Annotated in this window: 13 protein-coding genes; 11 read left to right on the forward strand and 2 right to left on the reverse strand. The window is 35.8% G+C overall.

The annotated features are described in order from the left end of the window. Window positions 1–47: 47 nt before the first annotated feature. A complete protein-coding gene (locus tag B0X80_RS15425; protein WP_077341863.1) occupies window positions 48–3,404 on the reverse strand; it encodes a glycoside hydrolase family 2 in 3,357 nt (1,118 codons plus the stop codon). Window positions 3,405–3,851: 447 nt separating this feature from the next. On the opposite strand from B0X80_RS15425, the gene B0X80_RS15430 reads away from it, so the two are divergent. The 10 genes from B0X80_RS15430 (at window position 3,852) to B0X80_RS15475 (ending at window position 15,246) form a co-directional block, all read left to right on the forward strand. Further along, window positions 3,852–4,865, forward strand: coding sequence for a LacI family DNA-binding transcriptional regulator (locus B0X80_RS15430; RefSeq protein ID WP_217697160.1), 1,014 nt, complete (start codon window positions 3,852–3,854; stop codon window positions 4,863–4,865). A gap of 20 nt (window positions 4,866–4,885) precedes the next feature. Further along, complete coding sequence (locus B0X80_RS15435) at window positions 4,886–5,659, forward strand: hydratase (RefSeq protein WP_077341866.1); 774 nt, start codon at window positions 4,886–4,888, stop codon at window positions 5,657–5,659. Window positions 5,660–5,674: 15 nt separating this feature from the next. After that, complete coding sequence (locus tag B0X80_RS15440; RefSeq protein WP_077341868.1) at window positions 5,675–6,724, forward strand: TRAP transporter substrate-binding protein; 1,050 nt, start codon at window positions 5,675–5,677, stop codon at window positions 6,722–6,724. Between the two features lie 23 nt (window positions 6,725–6,747). Continuing rightward, complete coding sequence (locus B0X80_RS15445; protein ID WP_077341870.1) at window positions 6,748–7,227, forward strand: TRAP transporter small permease; 480 nt, start codon at window positions 6,748–6,750, stop codon at window positions 7,225–7,227. Between the two features lie 9 nt (window positions 7,228–7,236). Then, window positions 7,237–8,505 (forward strand): TRAP transporter large permease, encoded by a 1,269-nt coding sequence (locus B0X80_RS15450; protein WP_077341872.1) that lies wholly within the window; start codon window positions 7,237–7,239, stop codon window positions 8,503–8,505. A gap of 143 nt (window positions 8,506–8,648) precedes the next feature. Beyond that, a complete protein-coding gene (locus tag B0X80_RS15455) occupies window positions 8,649–10,454 on the forward strand; it encodes an alpha-1,3-galactosidase-related protein (RefSeq protein WP_077341874.1) in 1,806 nt (601 codons plus the stop codon). Window positions 10,455–10,467: 13 nt separating this feature from the next. Further along, complete coding sequence (locus tag B0X80_RS15460) at window positions 10,468–11,856, forward strand: sulfatase (RefSeq protein WP_217697161.1); 1,389 nt, start codon at window positions 10,468–10,470, stop codon at window positions 11,854–11,856. 433 nt (window positions 11,857–12,289) lie between these two features. After that, window positions 12,290–13,852 (forward strand): sulfatase family protein, encoded by a 1,563-nt coding sequence (locus B0X80_RS15465; protein WP_077341876.1) that lies wholly within the window; start codon window positions 12,290–12,292, stop codon window positions 13,850–13,852. 98 nt (window positions 13,853–13,950) lie between these two features. Further along, window positions 13,951–14,682 carry a hypothetical protein gene (locus tag B0X80_RS15470; protein WP_077341878.1) on the forward strand — a complete coding sequence of 244 codons (732 nt, stop codon included), beginning with the start codon at window positions 13,951–13,953 and terminating at the stop codon, window positions 14,680–14,682. A gap of 264 nt (window positions 14,683–14,946) precedes the next feature. Then, window positions 14,947–15,246, forward strand: coding sequence for a PilZ domain-containing protein (locus tag B0X80_RS15475; protein WP_077341880.1), 300 nt, complete (start codon window positions 14,947–14,949; stop codon window positions 15,244–15,246). A 68-nt stretch (window positions 15,247–15,314) separates the two neighbouring features. Here B0X80_RS15475 and B0X80_RS15480 read toward each other — a convergent pair whose 3' ends face one another. After that, the gene (locus B0X80_RS15480; protein WP_077341882.1) at window positions 15,315–16,502 is read right to left on the reverse strand and encodes a class I SAM-dependent methyltransferase; all 1,188 of its coding nucleotides are present in this window, start codon (window positions 16,500–16,502) and stop codon (window positions 15,315–15,317) included. 112 nt (window positions 16,503–16,614) lie between these two features. Between B0X80_RS15480 and B0X80_RS15485 the strand changes: the two genes are divergently transcribed. After that, the gene (locus tag B0X80_RS15485; protein ID WP_077341884.1) at window positions 16,615–16,884 is read left to right on the forward strand and encodes an acylphosphatase; all 270 of its coding nucleotides are present in this window, start codon (window positions 16,615–16,617) and stop codon (window positions 16,882–16,884) included. The last annotated feature ends 62 nt before the right edge of the window (window positions 16,885–16,946 follow it).

Consider the following 16,946-nt stretch of genomic DNA (forward strand, 5'->3'; position numbering starts at 1 on the left):
TTTGTAAAAAACAAAGCCTTTAATTATTTTTATCAAAAGGACTTACATTATTTAACTGGGCTCAATGTAAATTCGTATTGGAAACGACCTGATTTAATATGGTATTTAGGTATAGATCTCGCACCATTACCACCTGGTGTTGTTCCACCTACACCTGTTTGAATTAAATCAATGTTTACTGTAGAAGAGTCAGCTTCAATAAGCTCTGAAGTTAACTTACTCTCTTCAAGGTTTTTCGCTGTCCAAGGCCATACAGAAACACTTAATAGTTGTTTACCATCTACTAATACACCAGCACCAGCTTTGTTGTTTAAACGTAACCATTCAACGTTTGTGTGATTACCGTTTTCTTGAGGCATAACGTAATGGTGAATAAAGTCTTTAATTTCACCTTCGTATACGTCAACTTCAGCACCGTTATTTCTATCAATGTAGTTTTCGAAAGGGCCTTTACCGTATAAAGCCATTTGTTGAAAATCTTTATTAATAGCGGTTGTCATACCTACACGCAATAAGTCAGGCATGTCTTTGGTGCTTTCCATGTCAAATTTTACGTTAATTTCACCATTACCAGTAACAATATAGTTAAGTTTAAGCATCACTTTGTTTTGGTAGTGGAAAGTTGTATTTATTTTAACAACACCCTTTACTGAATCATCAACATTGAAGGTTGTTAGTTTTAATGCTTCATGCATGGTTTCCCATACACGTGTTTTTTTATTAAGTCCGATCCAATCGTCATTATCGATTAATGGGCGCCAGAAGTTAGGCATTAGCGCTTTTTCAATAATTGAATGACCATTAGCACGGTAAGACGATAAAAAGCCTGACTTGTTATTAAACGACACATTAAAATCTTGATTAGATAAAGTCGTGTGTGTTGCTGTTTTTTCTACAGTAATCGCTTTGTTTGATTGTAGCGTAACTTTTTTCTCTTTAAAGAAAGGCAGCTCAAATTGTTGCTTAGCAATTTCAAAACCTGCTTTTGCCCAGTTTTGATCAACTTTTGTATGTAAGCTGGTACGTAACCAATATTTTGCACCGGCTTTAACAGAAGGGCGTTTAAAAGGTATTTGAATGTTTTTAGCTTTGTATGGCGCTAAGGCAAAGTTATTCATTGTGCCTTCTTCAATAATTTTACCGTCTTCAGATACCGACCAACGTAATTCAAATTGGTTTAGATCTGTATAGAAATGACGGTTTTTAACTTGTACCAAACCTTTAGCAATATTAACGGCATTAAATGCGGCGGGTTGGTAAACATACTTAGTTTCTTTAAGCATTGATTTAGGTTTACCGTATGCGTCAACGATACCGTTGATACAAAAGTTACCATCGTTTGGCACATCGCCAAAATAGCCACCATAAACTAAAAACTTATTACCGTTTTCATCTGTTTGTTCTAAGCCTTGGTCTTTCCAATCCCAAATAAAGCCACCTACTAGGTTGTCTCTATCACGAATTAAATCCCAATATTCGGTCATATTACCTAACGAGTTACCCATAGCATGCTCGTATTCACACATAATAATGGGGCGTTTGATGTAAGGACTTTTCGACATTGAATCAATATCATCAATAGAAGAATACATGCGACTTAGCATATCAACCCAAGGTCTATCAGTTGGGTTAGCGTAACGTGTACCCGGAACACCTTCTTTAGCGATACGTGACCACTTATGTTTTAGGTTACGATATAGTGGATGTTCAGGATCACCTTGAGCCCCCTCATAATGCATTAAACGTGTAGGATCGAATTCTTTAACCCAGCTAGACATACCGGCAAAGTTAGGGCCAGCACCGGCTTCGTTACCTAAAGACCAAATAACAATAGAAGGGTGATTTTTATCTCGCTCCACCATTCTGATCATACGTTCTTGCATTGCGCCATTCCAGCTTGGTGTCTGAGCTATTAAGGCGCCCACTGCGTGAGTTTCAATATTAGCTTCTGCAACAACAAATAAACCGTATTCGTCACACAGGTCATAAAAGTATGGGTCGTTAGGATAATGAGAGGTTCTTACTGCGTTTAAGTTAAAACGTTTCATGGTAAGTACGTCTTGTAGCATGTCATCACGCGAAACCACTTTACCGTTTATAGGATGATGGTCGTGGCGGTTAGCGCCCATAAATTTAATGCTTTTACCATTAACTAAAATTTGACCTTTGTCGCTGGTGGTAATATTTCTAAAACCTACGCGTGTACTTCTGACTTCTTGTACTTTTCCTGACGGGTCGGTTAATTCAAGGGTTAACACATAAAGGTAAGGGTTTTCTGGGCTCCATAAGGTTGGAGCATCAACAACAACTTCAATTTCTTCAAAAGGGAAAGAATCTCTTGCCGGATAAATTTTACGTGTTAATTGCTCTGCACTTACTGTTTGCGGTGAAGTGAATACGGCTTTGCCGTTTGCATCAAAAAGCTTGGCTTCAACTTGCCAACCTTTCATGTGTACACGATCAATATTACTTAACTCAGCATCAATTTGTAGGGTTGATTGAGTGTAATCGTTATTAGGAAAACGTGTGCGTACAGTAAAATCGTTAATCGCAACTTTAGGTTGTGCCATTAATAATACTTCACGATGAATACCGCTTAAACGCCAGTTGTCTTGCGCTTCTAAGTAGCTACCATCGCTCCATCTAAATACTTGTACGGCTAATTCGTTTTTACCTTTTTTAAGAAACTTGGTGATATCAAATTCGGAAGGCAGGCGAGTACCTTGGCTATAAGCAACTTTTTGACCATTTACCCAAACGTAAAATGCAGAACTGACACCACCAAAATGGAGAATAATTTGTTCATCGTTATTCCAATTTTTTGGTACTTCAAACTCTTTAAGATATGAGCCAACAGGATTCTCACGAAAAATAGTAGGCATATTAATATGCTTGTCTTCTAGTGCTGCGTGTCCCGGTGTACCTTCTAAAAATGGGTATGTTATATTGGCATAAATAGGGGTCCCGTATCCGCGCATCTCCCAGTTTGACGGCACATCAATATTGTTCCAGCCTGAGCTGTCGTAACTGTTTTCAAAAAAATCTAAAGGTCTATTTTTAGAGTCAGGGGTAAATTTAAATTTCCAGTCACCATTTAAACTGAGTTGTTTGGCTTTGCTGCGATCGTATGTCTTAGCGTCTTCAACAGAGCTAAAAGAATAAGACGTAGCACGAGCAGGTAATTTGTTGATTTGCGTTACATATTCATTCTCCCAATCGTTTTGTTTCCACGAATGAGAAGAACTGGCTTGACTTGTTTTATCTTGATTAACACTACAGCCCATTACAATAGCAACGGTTGTTAACCCGATAAGACATTGTTTGACATGTTGATTACCGAACATAGTTTTACCTTTTTGTTTTGTTTCATGCTTATTGAATGACTGATGTAATTCAGTAAACATTATAATTTTTTAAGTGTTTGTATTTATTATTAATAAAAAATGAATATAGGATGTTACTCGGTTAGTATCCTATTTTGACTAATTTTGAGCAAGCGCTTTCTCAAATTGATTTTTTTTTATTATCAAAGTCATTCATGATTTTTATTTCATTTGTTATATAGCATTTTTATTGGTTTTAAGCTGTGAAATAGTTAAATTACCAAGTTTACTGGTTATTCTAATTATTTTTGTTATAGGTGATAGCAAAGCGAAGTATTTATCTATCAAGCAATAAATAAGCTTGAGTAATAATAGAGCAAGCGTTTTCTCAATTTAAGTTGTGTGTCTATTTTAACTGAATTACAATGCGAGCAATAAGCTATACCGTTTAGCACATGATATGTGTTAGGTATAAAAGGGTATTTGAATGATTTTATTAATTATAAGTAGTTATTACAGATGGTAACTTTGAAAGACGTAGCCCTTAAAGCGGGGGTTTCTCCATCAACAGTTTCGCGTGTTGTTAGTGGTAATGGCCGAGTGGGGCAAAAGTGTCGTGAACACGTGCAAGCTGTGATCAAACAAATGAACTACCGTCCTAATACTCATGCGCGTGCGTTGGCGTGTAACCGAGTAGAAATGATTGGTTTAATTACCCCTAATGTATCAACACCATTTAACGGCAGTATTGCTATTGGTGTTGAAGAGGCTGCAATAGAACTTGATTATAAAACTCTGATCACTAATACGTTTAGATCACCTGAAGCTGCTATTAATGCGATTGAATCATTTAGAGAGCAGGGCTGCGAAAATATTATTATACATACGCATAGTATCGACGACGTTACCCTTGTAAAACTTGCTAAAGAGATAAAAGGTTTAGTGGTTGTAAATCGTTTTATTGCACCAATTGCGCAGCGTTGTGTTTGGATTGATAATGTTTACGGTGGTCGAATTGCCGCAGAATATCTTATTGCACAAGGCCATAAAAAGTTGACCATTATTACCGATGATAAAACGGCTCGAGACCCAAAAGATCGAATTTTAGGTATTAAACAAGCGGTGGAAGATGCGGGTTTACATATTCCTGAAGAGCGTATTTTATTTGGTATTAATAGTATTGGTAATATTGAACACGGCAGAAAACTTGCTCGACAACTTATTGAAGAGAAAAGAGATTTTACTGCTGTTCTTGCTTACAACGACATGATGGCCATTGGTGCTATTAACGAATTTCAAGACATGGGCTATAAAGTGCCTGAAGATATTTCTGTTATCGGTTTTGACGACTTGTTTATTTGTGAAGTATCTCGCCCTCATTTATCAACAATTCATTATCCTATTGTTGAAGTGGCTAAGTTTGCCACGCAATTATCTTTAGCATTAACCAATGGCGACGAAGGTGTTATCGGCAAAGCGAATATGTTTATGCCTTCGTTAGTTGAACGCAGTTCAGTAAAAAACATTAAAAATAATAAATAAAAATGATTAGGTAGTAATTAATGACAAACATAAAAGCAGCAAAAGTTTTATTAGAAAATCGATTAAGCAATCAAAAGCTTGATCGTTTACCCGAAGACATTCGCCCTGAAAATAATGAACAATCGTTAGTTATACAAACCGCTATTACAGAATTAAATAGCGAAAATGCACAGATAGCAGGTTGGAAATGCTTATTACCTTTAGCTAATGGAAACATAGTAGTCGCGCCTATTTTCTCAAATACAGTGGCTCGCTTAAGTGAAGGCTCTGAAGCTTTTTTAGTGCCAGATAACGAGAAAGCAAGAATAGAACCTGAAATAACCTTTGTATTAAGCAAAGATATTCCAGCGTCAACAACGCCTTATACAGAAACTGAAATAGATGATGCTATTGGCCAAACGCATATGGCATTGGAGCTTATCCAAAATCGTTTTTCAGCAAATAGCGAAGCGAATTTTGATGAAAAACTCGCAGACTGTTTATCAAACCAAGGTTTATTTATAGGTCCTGAAATAGATAAAAAACAAGCTTATGCGGCATCGACTATTGATATTGCTATTACTCAAAATGGTGCTGAAGTGTCATATGAAGGTAAGCACCCAAATGAATTACCTGCTTTGCCTATTTATTGGATGATTAATTACATGACGCAACGTGGCGTTAGTTTTAAAGCAGGGCAAGCCATTATTACGGGTTCATACTGTGGTGTTGTTGATTTAGCTTTTAATGAAAAAACGACTATTGAGTATAAAGGTTTAGGTTCATTTAACGTTGAATTTAAAGCAACTCATTAATAAAAAGAGGATGTTATGTCTACAGCAGGTAAATTTTTATTAGTAGGGGCTTTGTGTATTATTTCAGTGATTACAGCTGCTATTTTATCTAACAATAAGCAAAGCCAAACAAGTGATTCTGCGTCTTGTGAAAGTTCGCCTAAAACACTGCGCTTTAGTATGAGCTCTAACAACAAGCATCCTATATTTTCAGGTGCGAGTAAATTTAAAGAGTTGGTAGAACAAAGCACCGATATTACCGTTAATATATTTCCTTCTGCGCAACTGGGCGACGATAGAGCATCTATCGAAATGTTACAGCTTGGCACGTTAGATATCGCCATACCGTCTACTGGGCCGTTAGCTAACTTTTCTTCAGCTTTTAATGTGTTCGACTTACCTTTTATGTTTCAAAGTGAAGCCGTTGCTGACGATGTTTTACGTAGTAACTTTGCTGGCACTATGCTGAATATTTTAAAAGATAAACAACTTATTGGTTTAGACTTTTGGGAAAACGGCTTTCGGCATTTAACCAATTCGACCCGTGCAGTAAATACTATTGATGACGTAAGCGGCTTAAAAATTAGAACCATGGAAAGCGCCTTACATTTAGATGCATGGCAAGCTTTAGGCGCTACGCCAACTCCTATGGCATTTAAAGAATTATTTACCGCACTTCAACAAGGTACGGTTGACGGACAAGAAAATCCTTACCCCAATATTGCCTTAAATAACTTATATGAAGTACAAGAATACTTAACCGATACAGGGCATGTTTATACACCTTTAGTTTTACTGTTTAGCGCTAAAACGTGGAGTACACTCAGTGTTAGCGAACAAGTTGCGTTGAGAGAAGCTGCTAAAGAAGCGGGCGACTATCAACGAAAAGTTAACAGAGAAATGAATAAGCAAAGTTTAGCGCAGTTAAATGATCACATGACCATAACGACTTTACCTTTAGCTGAACGTAAAAAGTTTCAACAAGCCACTTTACCTGTACTTGAAAAATACAAAGACGTGATTGGTGAAAATATCGTTACGCAATTTCAACAAGCCATTAAAACGGCAGAAATGAATGATCTTTAAAATAATAATTCAAGGTTGTTAAAATGCTTGATTGGATAAATAAACATTTAGAAAACGTTATCGCAATCGTTTTATTTGTTGTGATGACCATTGCCGTATTTACGCAAATACTTACACGAACCTTTGACTATTCATTGTCGTGGACTGAAGAGCTAGCTCGTTATTGTTTAATTTGGTTGGTTTTTATCGGAACGAGTTTAGCGGTAATTCATCAGCAGCATATCAATATTGATGTTATTTCAAAACGATTAAACGAAAGTGAAAAGAAAGTGTTAGCTGTTATCGCTCAGGCTATTTTTTTCGCATTTTCATTAGTTATATTATTTTATTCAACACAAATGGTTATGGATTTATATCGTTTAGAGCAACACTCTCCGGCTTTAGGTTTACCTATGTGGATTGTTTATTTAGCGTGCCCAGTAGGTTTTGCTTTAACGGCGTTTAGATTGCTTCAACAAATAGTGATCACTGTTGAAACTACCAAAACCGAAATGGATAAATAGGAGAACTTTATGTCGTTATTTATCTTGTTTACCACTTTTGTTTTTTTAGTGCTATGTACCGTGCCTGTGGCTATTTCATTAGCGATTGCTACGTTAATCACCATACTTTCTGCGGGGAATTTAAGCGTAGAATTTTTAGTGAGTAGTATGATTAATTCTCTTGACTCATTTCCTATTATGGCGGTTCCTTTTTTTATTTTAGCCGGCGAAATTATGGGAAGAGGCGGTATATCGCAACGTTTAGTTAATTTTTCTCATTCATTAGTTAAAAACATAACGGGTGGTTTTGCTATCGCCTCAATATTAACGTGTATGTTATTTGCCGCTATTTCAGGTTCTGGCCCGGCGACTGTAGCCGCTGTTGGCGGAATTATGATCCCCGCTATGATCAAATATGGTTACGATAAATACTTTGCTACTGCTGTAGTTACTGCCGCTGGCGCTATTGGGGTAATGATACCGCCCAGTATTCCTATGGTTATGTATGGTGTTGCCGCTAGTACCTCTATTGGTGATTTATTTATCGCAGGTATTTTTCCAGGTATTTTGGTTACGTTATGTTTAATTATTTGGTCGTATATTTACGCAAAACATAAAGGATACAAAGGCAGCGACGAACCGTTTTCATTCAGCCAAGTATTTAAAGAGTTTAAAAACGCTCAACTCGCTTTATTCATCCCTGTGATTATTCTTGGTGGTATATACGGTGGTATTTTTACGCCAACTGAAGCCAGTGTAGTTGCCGTAGTATATGGCTTAATTATTAGCTTATTTGTGTATAAAGAAATTACCGTAAAAGACCTACCTGCAATCTTTACTAAATCAATTCTTACCTCCGTTATTGTATTAATTATTGTGGCTTCAGCTACCGCATTTGGTAAGTATTTATCGATAGAGCAAATACCCACACAAGTGGCTAATGCTATGTTAGCTTTTTCAGAAAGCAAAATTGTATTTATTACCTTAATGGTGGCTTTACTACTGCTAGTAGGCTGCTTTATGGAAACTATCGCCGCTATCATTATTTTAACGCCGCTGTTAGTGCCTGTGTCTACTGTGTTTGGTTTTCATCCCGTACATACAGGCGTTATTATGGTGGTAAGTTTAGCTATTGGTTTTATTACACCGCCATTAGGATTGAATCTATTTGTGGGGGCGAGCGTAGCGGGAATTTCGGTGGATAAACTATCAAAAGCGATTATACCGTTTTTCATCTCTATGATAGTCGCACTGTTTTTGATTATTTACTTACCGTTTTTGTCTTTATCTATGATTTAGTTAATTAACAAGAGATAATTTTAAAATATCTTTATCAATTATTTGACGTTCCCTACGTTAAATTGTAATTTATAGGGATAACGTTATCCCTTTGGCTTTTTAATTATAATATTTAGCCATTACTCAAATGTAGGTTTATAAAAATGACAATAAAATCGGGTTTATTTAAATTAAGTACATGCTTTGCTATGTTACTTTCAGCACAAGCATTTTCACAACAAACAATTGTTTTAGAACCCAGTGCAAAAGACATGACACCTGTTGTGCGTAACGCTTTAGCAAATGTAAAAGATAAAGACTTAAAAATAGTGTTTAAAAAAGGGACTTATACTTTTTTACCTGATTATGCCGTAAATCGTTACAGTACTATTACTAATCATGGGAATGGCTTAAAAAACGTTATTTTTCCTTTGGATAATTTTGACTCGGTAGAAATTGAAGGCAATAACGCCGAGTTTATTTTTCACGGTAGAGTGGCTCCATTTCAGTTTTATAATAATCGTAAAATAACCGTATCAGACATAACGGTTGATTGGGATATTCCTTTTACCTTTGTGGCTGAGGTGATGGCGGTTAATGAAAAAGAAGAATGGATTGACGTAAAACCATGGTCAGGCTCTCATCAATGGAAACTGCATAAAGGTGAGATTAAATTCCCTAACGTAGATGGGTTTAGTTATCCTGAATTGGGTAGTACTTTAGATTTTAACAAAGAACATAAACGTGTAGCACATGGGGCTTTAGACCGTCATTCAAAACCAAAAGAAGTTGAGCAACGTGGCAACGGTGTTTTACGTCTTTATGAAAAAACAAGACAATTTCCGAAAGTAGGGTCAGTAGTAACGTCTAAAGGTGATCGTGAACATGATAGATATGCACCAGCCTTTCAAACTAAAAATTCAGAAAATGTAGTATTTGATAACGTAACAGTTCATCACGCTTTAGGTATGGGCTTTTTGTTTGAGCGTACAGACGGTATAAAGTTACTAAATGTTGGTGTTCATTTGCGTGATGGCGCACAACGTATGATTTCATCTACAGCTGATGCTAGTCACTTTGCTAACTGTAAAGGCGATATCCTTATAGATAACGCTCGTTTTGAAAATATGTTAGACGACGGTGTAAATGTACATGGTACTTATGCGATTGTAGACCAAGTGATTAATAGTAAAACACTTCGTGTTAAGTATGGTCATTTTGAACAAATGGGTTTTGAGTTTACGGCTAAAAATGAAGAACTATGGATAATTAATCAACCTAATACTCAGCGTTCGCAAGTGAATAAGGTTGTATCTGTTAATACACTTAATGAAAAGTACACGGATATTACTTTTGAACATGCGTTTAAACAAACCGTAAAAGCAGGCGATTTGCTTGAAAATAAAACGTGGAATCCAACGTTTACATTACGTAATTCCGTGCTTCGTGATCATAGAGCGCGTAATGTAGTATTGAAAACACCATTAAAAACAGTTATTGAAAACAATAAATTTTCTTCGATGATGTCGTCAATTTTCTTTAGAGGCGAATCTTACTTTTGGTTAGAGTCTGGTAGCGTTGAAGATGTCTTAATTCAGAATAATGAATTTGACTATGTTGCTTACTCAGGCATGGAACACTCGGTATTAAACATTACCCCGCGTTTAGGTAAAACCTTTAATCAAAATGAAATATACGATCGAAATATTCGCTTTGTTAATAACACTATTAATACGTTTGATAGCCGAATTGTTTGGGCTGATAGAGTTGACGGCTTATTAATTAAAGATAATAAAATTACTAAAAATAATGATCATTCACCTATACATCCTAATGCACCATTGTTTGAGTTTAAAAAGAGTAAAAACATTACCTTATCAAATAATAGCTATAACGGAAAAATCGATAATTTCATCAAAATTGATAAAGATTCAGCGTCTACTTTCGTAGATGATGGTTCAATTAAATAAATAAGGACTTAACGTGAAACTTACTGCATTAAGCGGTTCAATCATGGCATTACTCATGGGTGTTACAACAGCCAGCTATGCCGATGAAACCAAAAGTACAGAGCAACCGAATATACTACTATTTTTTGTTGACGATATGGGATGGGCGTCTCGTACTAGCAAAGATCCTATCTACGAAACCCCTAATATTGATCAACTGTCGAAAGACGGTTTAGAGTTCGAAAGTACTTATATTGCTACACCAACGTGTAGTCCTAGTCGAGCTACTTTATTAACGGGGCAACACCCAGCACGTATTAAAATGCCTAGGCATATACCTCATCAGGCTCAATACGGTTTTGATAAAAAGGGGAGAACAGATCAAAAGTGGAATTTATGGCCTAAAGATCCTGCACAAGTACCTAGTGCTAACTGGTTAGGTTTAGAATACACCACCTACGCAGAAGCATTAAAAGAACAGGGTTACTATAATTTGTTTGTGGGTAAATGGCATTTGGGTGATGAAAGATATCATCCCATTCATCAAGGGTTTGATAAGCAAATAGGGACGTCAAATTGGGGGCATCCTCGTTCTTATTATCCTCCATATTTTAAAAACAGTGATGTATATAAAGACGTAAAAGATCGTTATTTAACCGATAAACTTACCGATGATGCTGTTAGCTTTTTAGAAACTTACGACAAAAAGAAACCGTTTATGTTGTCGATGTGGTACTACGCTATTCATACGCCGTTTGAAGGTAGAAAAGACTTAGTTAAGCATTTTGAAGAAAAAGGTTTAAGAGGTAAGCACGCACAACATGCGGCTTTAGTAAGTGGTATAGATGAGTCTATTGGACGAATTAGAGCCACGCTAAAAGCACAAGGACTTGATAAAAATACTATGGTGATCTTTTTATCTGATCAAGGCGGTATTTTAAATAATAAGCCATTCCGTGGTGGAAAAATGATCGACACCTTATATGAAGGTGGAGCGCGCGTTCCTTTTATTGTTAGCTGGCCAGGTGTAACAAAACCGGGCACTAAAAATACAAGTTTAGTGCAATCAACAGACTTGTTTCCTACCTTTATTGAGATTGCGGGCGGAGATACCAGCAAGTATAAAAACCTTGATGGCGTTTCATTGTTAAATACTATTAAAGAGAATAGTACACTTAACCGAGGTGAACCGTTATTTGGTTACCGCGCTTATCAAGACTTATATGCAACCGTGCGAGAAGGTGATTGGAAACTAGCGGCTTTTAGAAGTGGCAACACAAAACTTTATAACATTGCCGATGATATTAGCGAATCAATTGATGTATCTCATAACCATGAAGAAAAAGTTAATGAGCTCGTTAAAAAATTAACCACATGGGAAAAAGAAATGGGTGTTGAAGAATATTCTGGTTTTAACCGATAACCTAAATATTGACCTAGATTGATTTGTTTTTAAGGTAAGGTGCTGATAAATAAAATGTTATTTATCAGCGTTTATTTACTTAAAGCGGAATAACTTAAATATTGAACGTATATTTATATCTAGACTATACCTAACATTAAGAAATAAATGATGTTAGATTTAGATAACTATACCCGTAACCAATTAAGAGGTTATTTCAGAGCACTTCTCCGAGGGGACTAAAAATAATATATGCCGCGTTATTAACTTTTGTCAGGTTCCTAGATAGATGTAGGCCTTAGATTTTTTATAACGTAAAATCTGTGCCTAAATTGTTTTAGTTTCTACTGAAAGCTGCATCTTGAAGGGGGATGGGGATATATAAATTAATTAAAAACATTATCCATAGTTAACTTTTAAATTAAAATAATAATCAAACGAATTAGAGAACAACATGAAAATAAAATTAAATAATGTATCTAAAAAAGTGGGTATAGCACTCTCTTTTTTATGTATGGCCGCATGTTCAGAAAATACAATAAGTACTGTAAATACAGCGAATGATGTAAAGCAATCTAAACCTAATGTTGTCATTTTTTATGTAGACGATTTAGGTTACGGCGATATTAGTAGTTACGGCATGACATCAACAACCACGCCAAATGTAGATGCATTAGCGGCTGATGGTATTCGATTTACCGATGCACATAGTTCAGCGGCTACTTGTACGCCATCACGCTATTCTTTGCTTACAGGGCAATTTGCTTTTAGAAATAATGCCGCAATATTACCTGGCGATGCTCCACTTATTATTGATCACACTAAACCCACTTTACCTAAAATGATGAAAAAAGCAGGCTACAAAACGGCTGTTATAGGTAAATGGCATTTAGGTTTAGGTGTTGGACAAGTTGATTGGAATGAAGCGGTAATGCCAGGGCCTATTGAACTTGGTTTTGATTACAGCTTTTTAATACCCGCAACAGGTGATCGCGTACCAACGGTTTATTTAGAAAATCATCATGTTGTTGGATTAGATAAAAACGATCCTATTACCGTAAGTTACAAAGAACGCATCGGTGATCGCCCAGTAGGTACCGAACGCCCAGACTTATTAAAGCAAACGGCTGATCTACAACATAGCGCTACTATTGTTAATGGTGTTAGTCGTATTGGTTGGATGGCTGGCGGTAAATCAGCAGAATGGGTAGATGAAGACTTCCCGTTTGTTTTTACGGATAAAGCCATAGAGTTTATTCAACAAAGCAAGAATGAACCTTTTATGTTGTTTTTCCCATTTCACGATATTCATGTACCACGTTCACCTAATAAAATGTTTGCGGGTAAATCAGGTATGGGACCTCGTGGCGATGCGATTTTACAAATGGACTGGATGACGGGACAAATTGTTGATGAACTTAAAAAGCAAGGTATTTACGATAATACGTTAATTATCTTCTCAAGCGATAATGGTCCAGTGGTTGATGATGGGTATTTTGATCAATCAGTAGAGCTTATTGGCGACCATGATCCATCGGGTGGATTTAGAGGCGGTAAATACAGTGCTTATGAGTCGGGCACACGTGTTCCAATGATTGTGACATACCCTGATAAACTTAAAAATAAAGGTGAAAGTGATGCGTTGATCAGCCATATCGATTTTTATAAATCGTTAGCATCTCTTGTGGGGATTAATTTAGCCTCAGGCGAAGCAATTGATAGCCAAAATGTTTTACCTGCATTACTTGATAGCACAAAAGAAGCTCGTACTGAAATGTTAGAAGAGTCGTTTACTTTAGCGTTAAGAGAAGGTCGTTGGAAGTACATTGCACCATTTAGTGGTTCAACGCCTGATTGGCTAGCGAATAAAACAGCTATTGAAAATGGTTTAATGAATGGTGCGCAATTATTTGATTTAGATGCAGATCCTAGTGAGCAAAATAATATTGTAGCCAAACACCCTGATATCGCAAAAAAATTACAACAACGTATTGATGAACTAAAAGCGTTGAAGTAATCGTTTTAAAGTATTTTCAAAAACATGACCTTAAAAAGCTGAAATAATTATTTCAGCTTTTTTTATGGAAATAATATTTAAAAATATAAGAGTAAATAATGAAATATATATTAAGCCTACTTTTAATTAGTTTTACCTCTTTAAGCTATGCAGCTGATGAGGAACTCAAATCTGTTGAACAATTACTTAAGCAAGCAAAGCTTGTATTTTCAGACGATTTTAATAGAAATGAACAAGATGAAACCCAAGAACAAATAGGAAACCACTGGCTTACTAATAGCGAAAAAAGAGCTCAAGGGCGAAAGCAGGTTGATTTAGACAATGGTGTTTTACACATTACCAAGCTGAAAGGGGTAAAGGCTGCGGTTAATGTTAATAATAAAATGTCGTTTAAAAACGGTATTGTTAAATTGAAATTTAATATGACTCATCAACAAGGCGCTAAATTTAATTTTTATGACACTAATGCCACCGAACAGTCTTTTTCTGGTCACATTTGCCAGCTAAAAGTAGAACCTAAAGCCTTTCAAATTGTTGATCAAATAAAAGGGCGATTTCGTCGCGATATACTTTTTAAAGAATTAACGACAGAAGCCCAGAACGAGGTAACAGCTAAAACTACAACGACCATACCTGTAAAGTACGAATTAAATAAATGGTATGAATTAACTATGGTGATCATAGATGATGTATTTGAAGTGTATATTGACGATGTGAAAATAGGCAAACTTAAATCAGAAGGGGTTGCACATAACTTAAAAGACACTTTTGCTTTTTCAATTACTCATTCTGTAAAAATAGACGATATGCAAGTATGGTTATTAGATTAAATAACAAACGATTTGTTCTGTTTTTAGAAAATATGGCAGTAATTACTCTTATTAATGTTACGAATTGAAAAAGCTAAACTACACTTACATAAGTCTCTACTTGCACAGTACTGTAAATAATTGTTTAAGTGCTAAACTTTTTTAATAAAAATAAACTAAAATTAAGTAGAACTTGAATACATCGCTTGAATTTTATAATAAATTGACACGCTTAAAGTCTATAAGTATAAATGGTCAATCGCTTTTTTGTATAATGGAGTAACAATGATTAATTATGATGATAATCGCGATTTTTATCGCATGATGATAAACAGCCAAGTTACCGTAACTATTATTGATGATGAAGTTAATTCAACAATATTAGCTGTATGTCGAGATTTGAGTGCGACTGGGATGGCGATTGAAATGCCTCATCCATTAGAGTTAGGAACGGCGGTAAGAGTGCATGTAGATGCTGCAAACAATAGTATTTCAGCGCTAGATGTAAAAGGGAAAGTCGTTCGATGCAACCAAGAAAGTGATGAATGTTACTTGCTAGGCATTAATATTTCTGAAATTGATTAAGTTAATTTTACTGTCTAGAAATTAACAAGCACAGCTACAATGAAAAGCTGTGCTTTTTTTGTCTAGTATTACTCTACTTGGCAAACTAAACCTTTCAGGTAATAACCTTCAGGGTAGTTTGACGATACTGGGTGATCAGGTGCTTGATGCAAACGATCAACAATATAAGCATTTCTTCTAGCATCTAATGCTGCATCAGCGACAATTTTTTGAAATAACCCCGCTTCCATTAAACCTGAACATGAAAACGTTAGTAAAGTTCCACCGGGTTTTAATAATTGCATGGCGAGCATATTAATGTCTTTATAGCCTCTGCAAGCTCCTGTTAGCTGCGCTTTAGATTCAACAAACTTTGGCGGATCTAGAATGATCATGTCAAAGGTACGTTTTTCTTCTCGGTATTCACGTAATAATTTAAATACATCAGCTTTAACAAATTTTACATTATCACCAAGGTGATTAAGCTCAACATTTTCTTTTGCAATATCAAGAGCTGACTGAGAAACGTCAACGTTAATGACTTCTTTAGCGCCCTTTAAAGCACAATGCAGTGCAAACGTACCGGTATAAGAGAAACAGTTCAGTACTGATTTTCCTTCAGCATATTTACCTGCTGCCACTCTCGATTCACGTTGATCTAAATAAAATCCTGTTTTATGACCAGTAACAATATTAACTTTAATTTTTACGCCGTATTCTTCAATAACACATTCAGTAGAGTCTTGTGGTTCAGTTAACCAACCTGTTACAGGGAGCAAACCTTCTTTTTTTCTAACATCAACATCTGAACGTTCATAAATATGGCAATCGGGATAAAGTTTTTTTAGGGCTGAAACTAAAGTATAACGATGAAAGTCTGCGCCGGCACTCAGTAGTTGACAAACAAGAAAGTTATCGTATTTATCTATGGTTATTCCCGGTAAGCTGTCAGATTCACCTGCAATTAGGCGATAGCCCGTTAAGCCACCTTTTTCAATAAACCAATCTCTGCGAGCTTGAGCACTTGATAGTTTTTTGAGAAAAAAAGCTTCGTTTATTTCTTCGTTTTCATCAAAGGTCCAAACACGTATACATATTTGTGATTCTGGGGAGTATGCGCCTCTAGCCAGCCAATTATCCTTACTGTCGTATATATCAACAGTATCTCCTAATTGAGGATTACCTTTAATTTTATTGATGGCTCTTGAGAATACCCATGGGTGTTTTCTCAACAAAGACTTTTCTCGGGAAACTTTTAAATAAATTCTGGCTGACATATGTCTATACTTAATATTAAAGAGGCGTGGATCATACCATATCAATTGATATTAACCATCTTGGCAGGGTACTCATTATTATGAGTTCGGCTATATACAAAGGAAAAAGAACATGAATGTAAGTTACATCGCACATTTAAGTGGCAAAGTACAAGGAGTTAGTTTTAGGTCGTTAAGTCAACAAATGGCAATAGACTATAGCTTAAGTGGTTATACGCATAATTTAGCTGACGGAAGTGTAGAAGTGCTCCTTTGTGGAGAACAGGTCAATGTAGACAAAATGTTGTTATGGTTAAAACAAGGCCCACCAGACGCTATTGTTAATAAAATGGAACAAAAACAAGTAGAGTGGAAAGAACATCACTTTTTTGCAATTAATTGAATATATAGAATTTTATATAATTTCGAGTCATTTATTATATTTTAAATAACTTATAATACTTT

It is taken from the genome of Pseudocolwellia agarivorans, assembly GCF_002000085.1.
Classification (GTDB): Bacteria; Pseudomonadota; Gammaproteobacteria; order Enterobacterales; family Alteromonadaceae; genus Pseudocolwellia; species Pseudocolwellia agarivorans.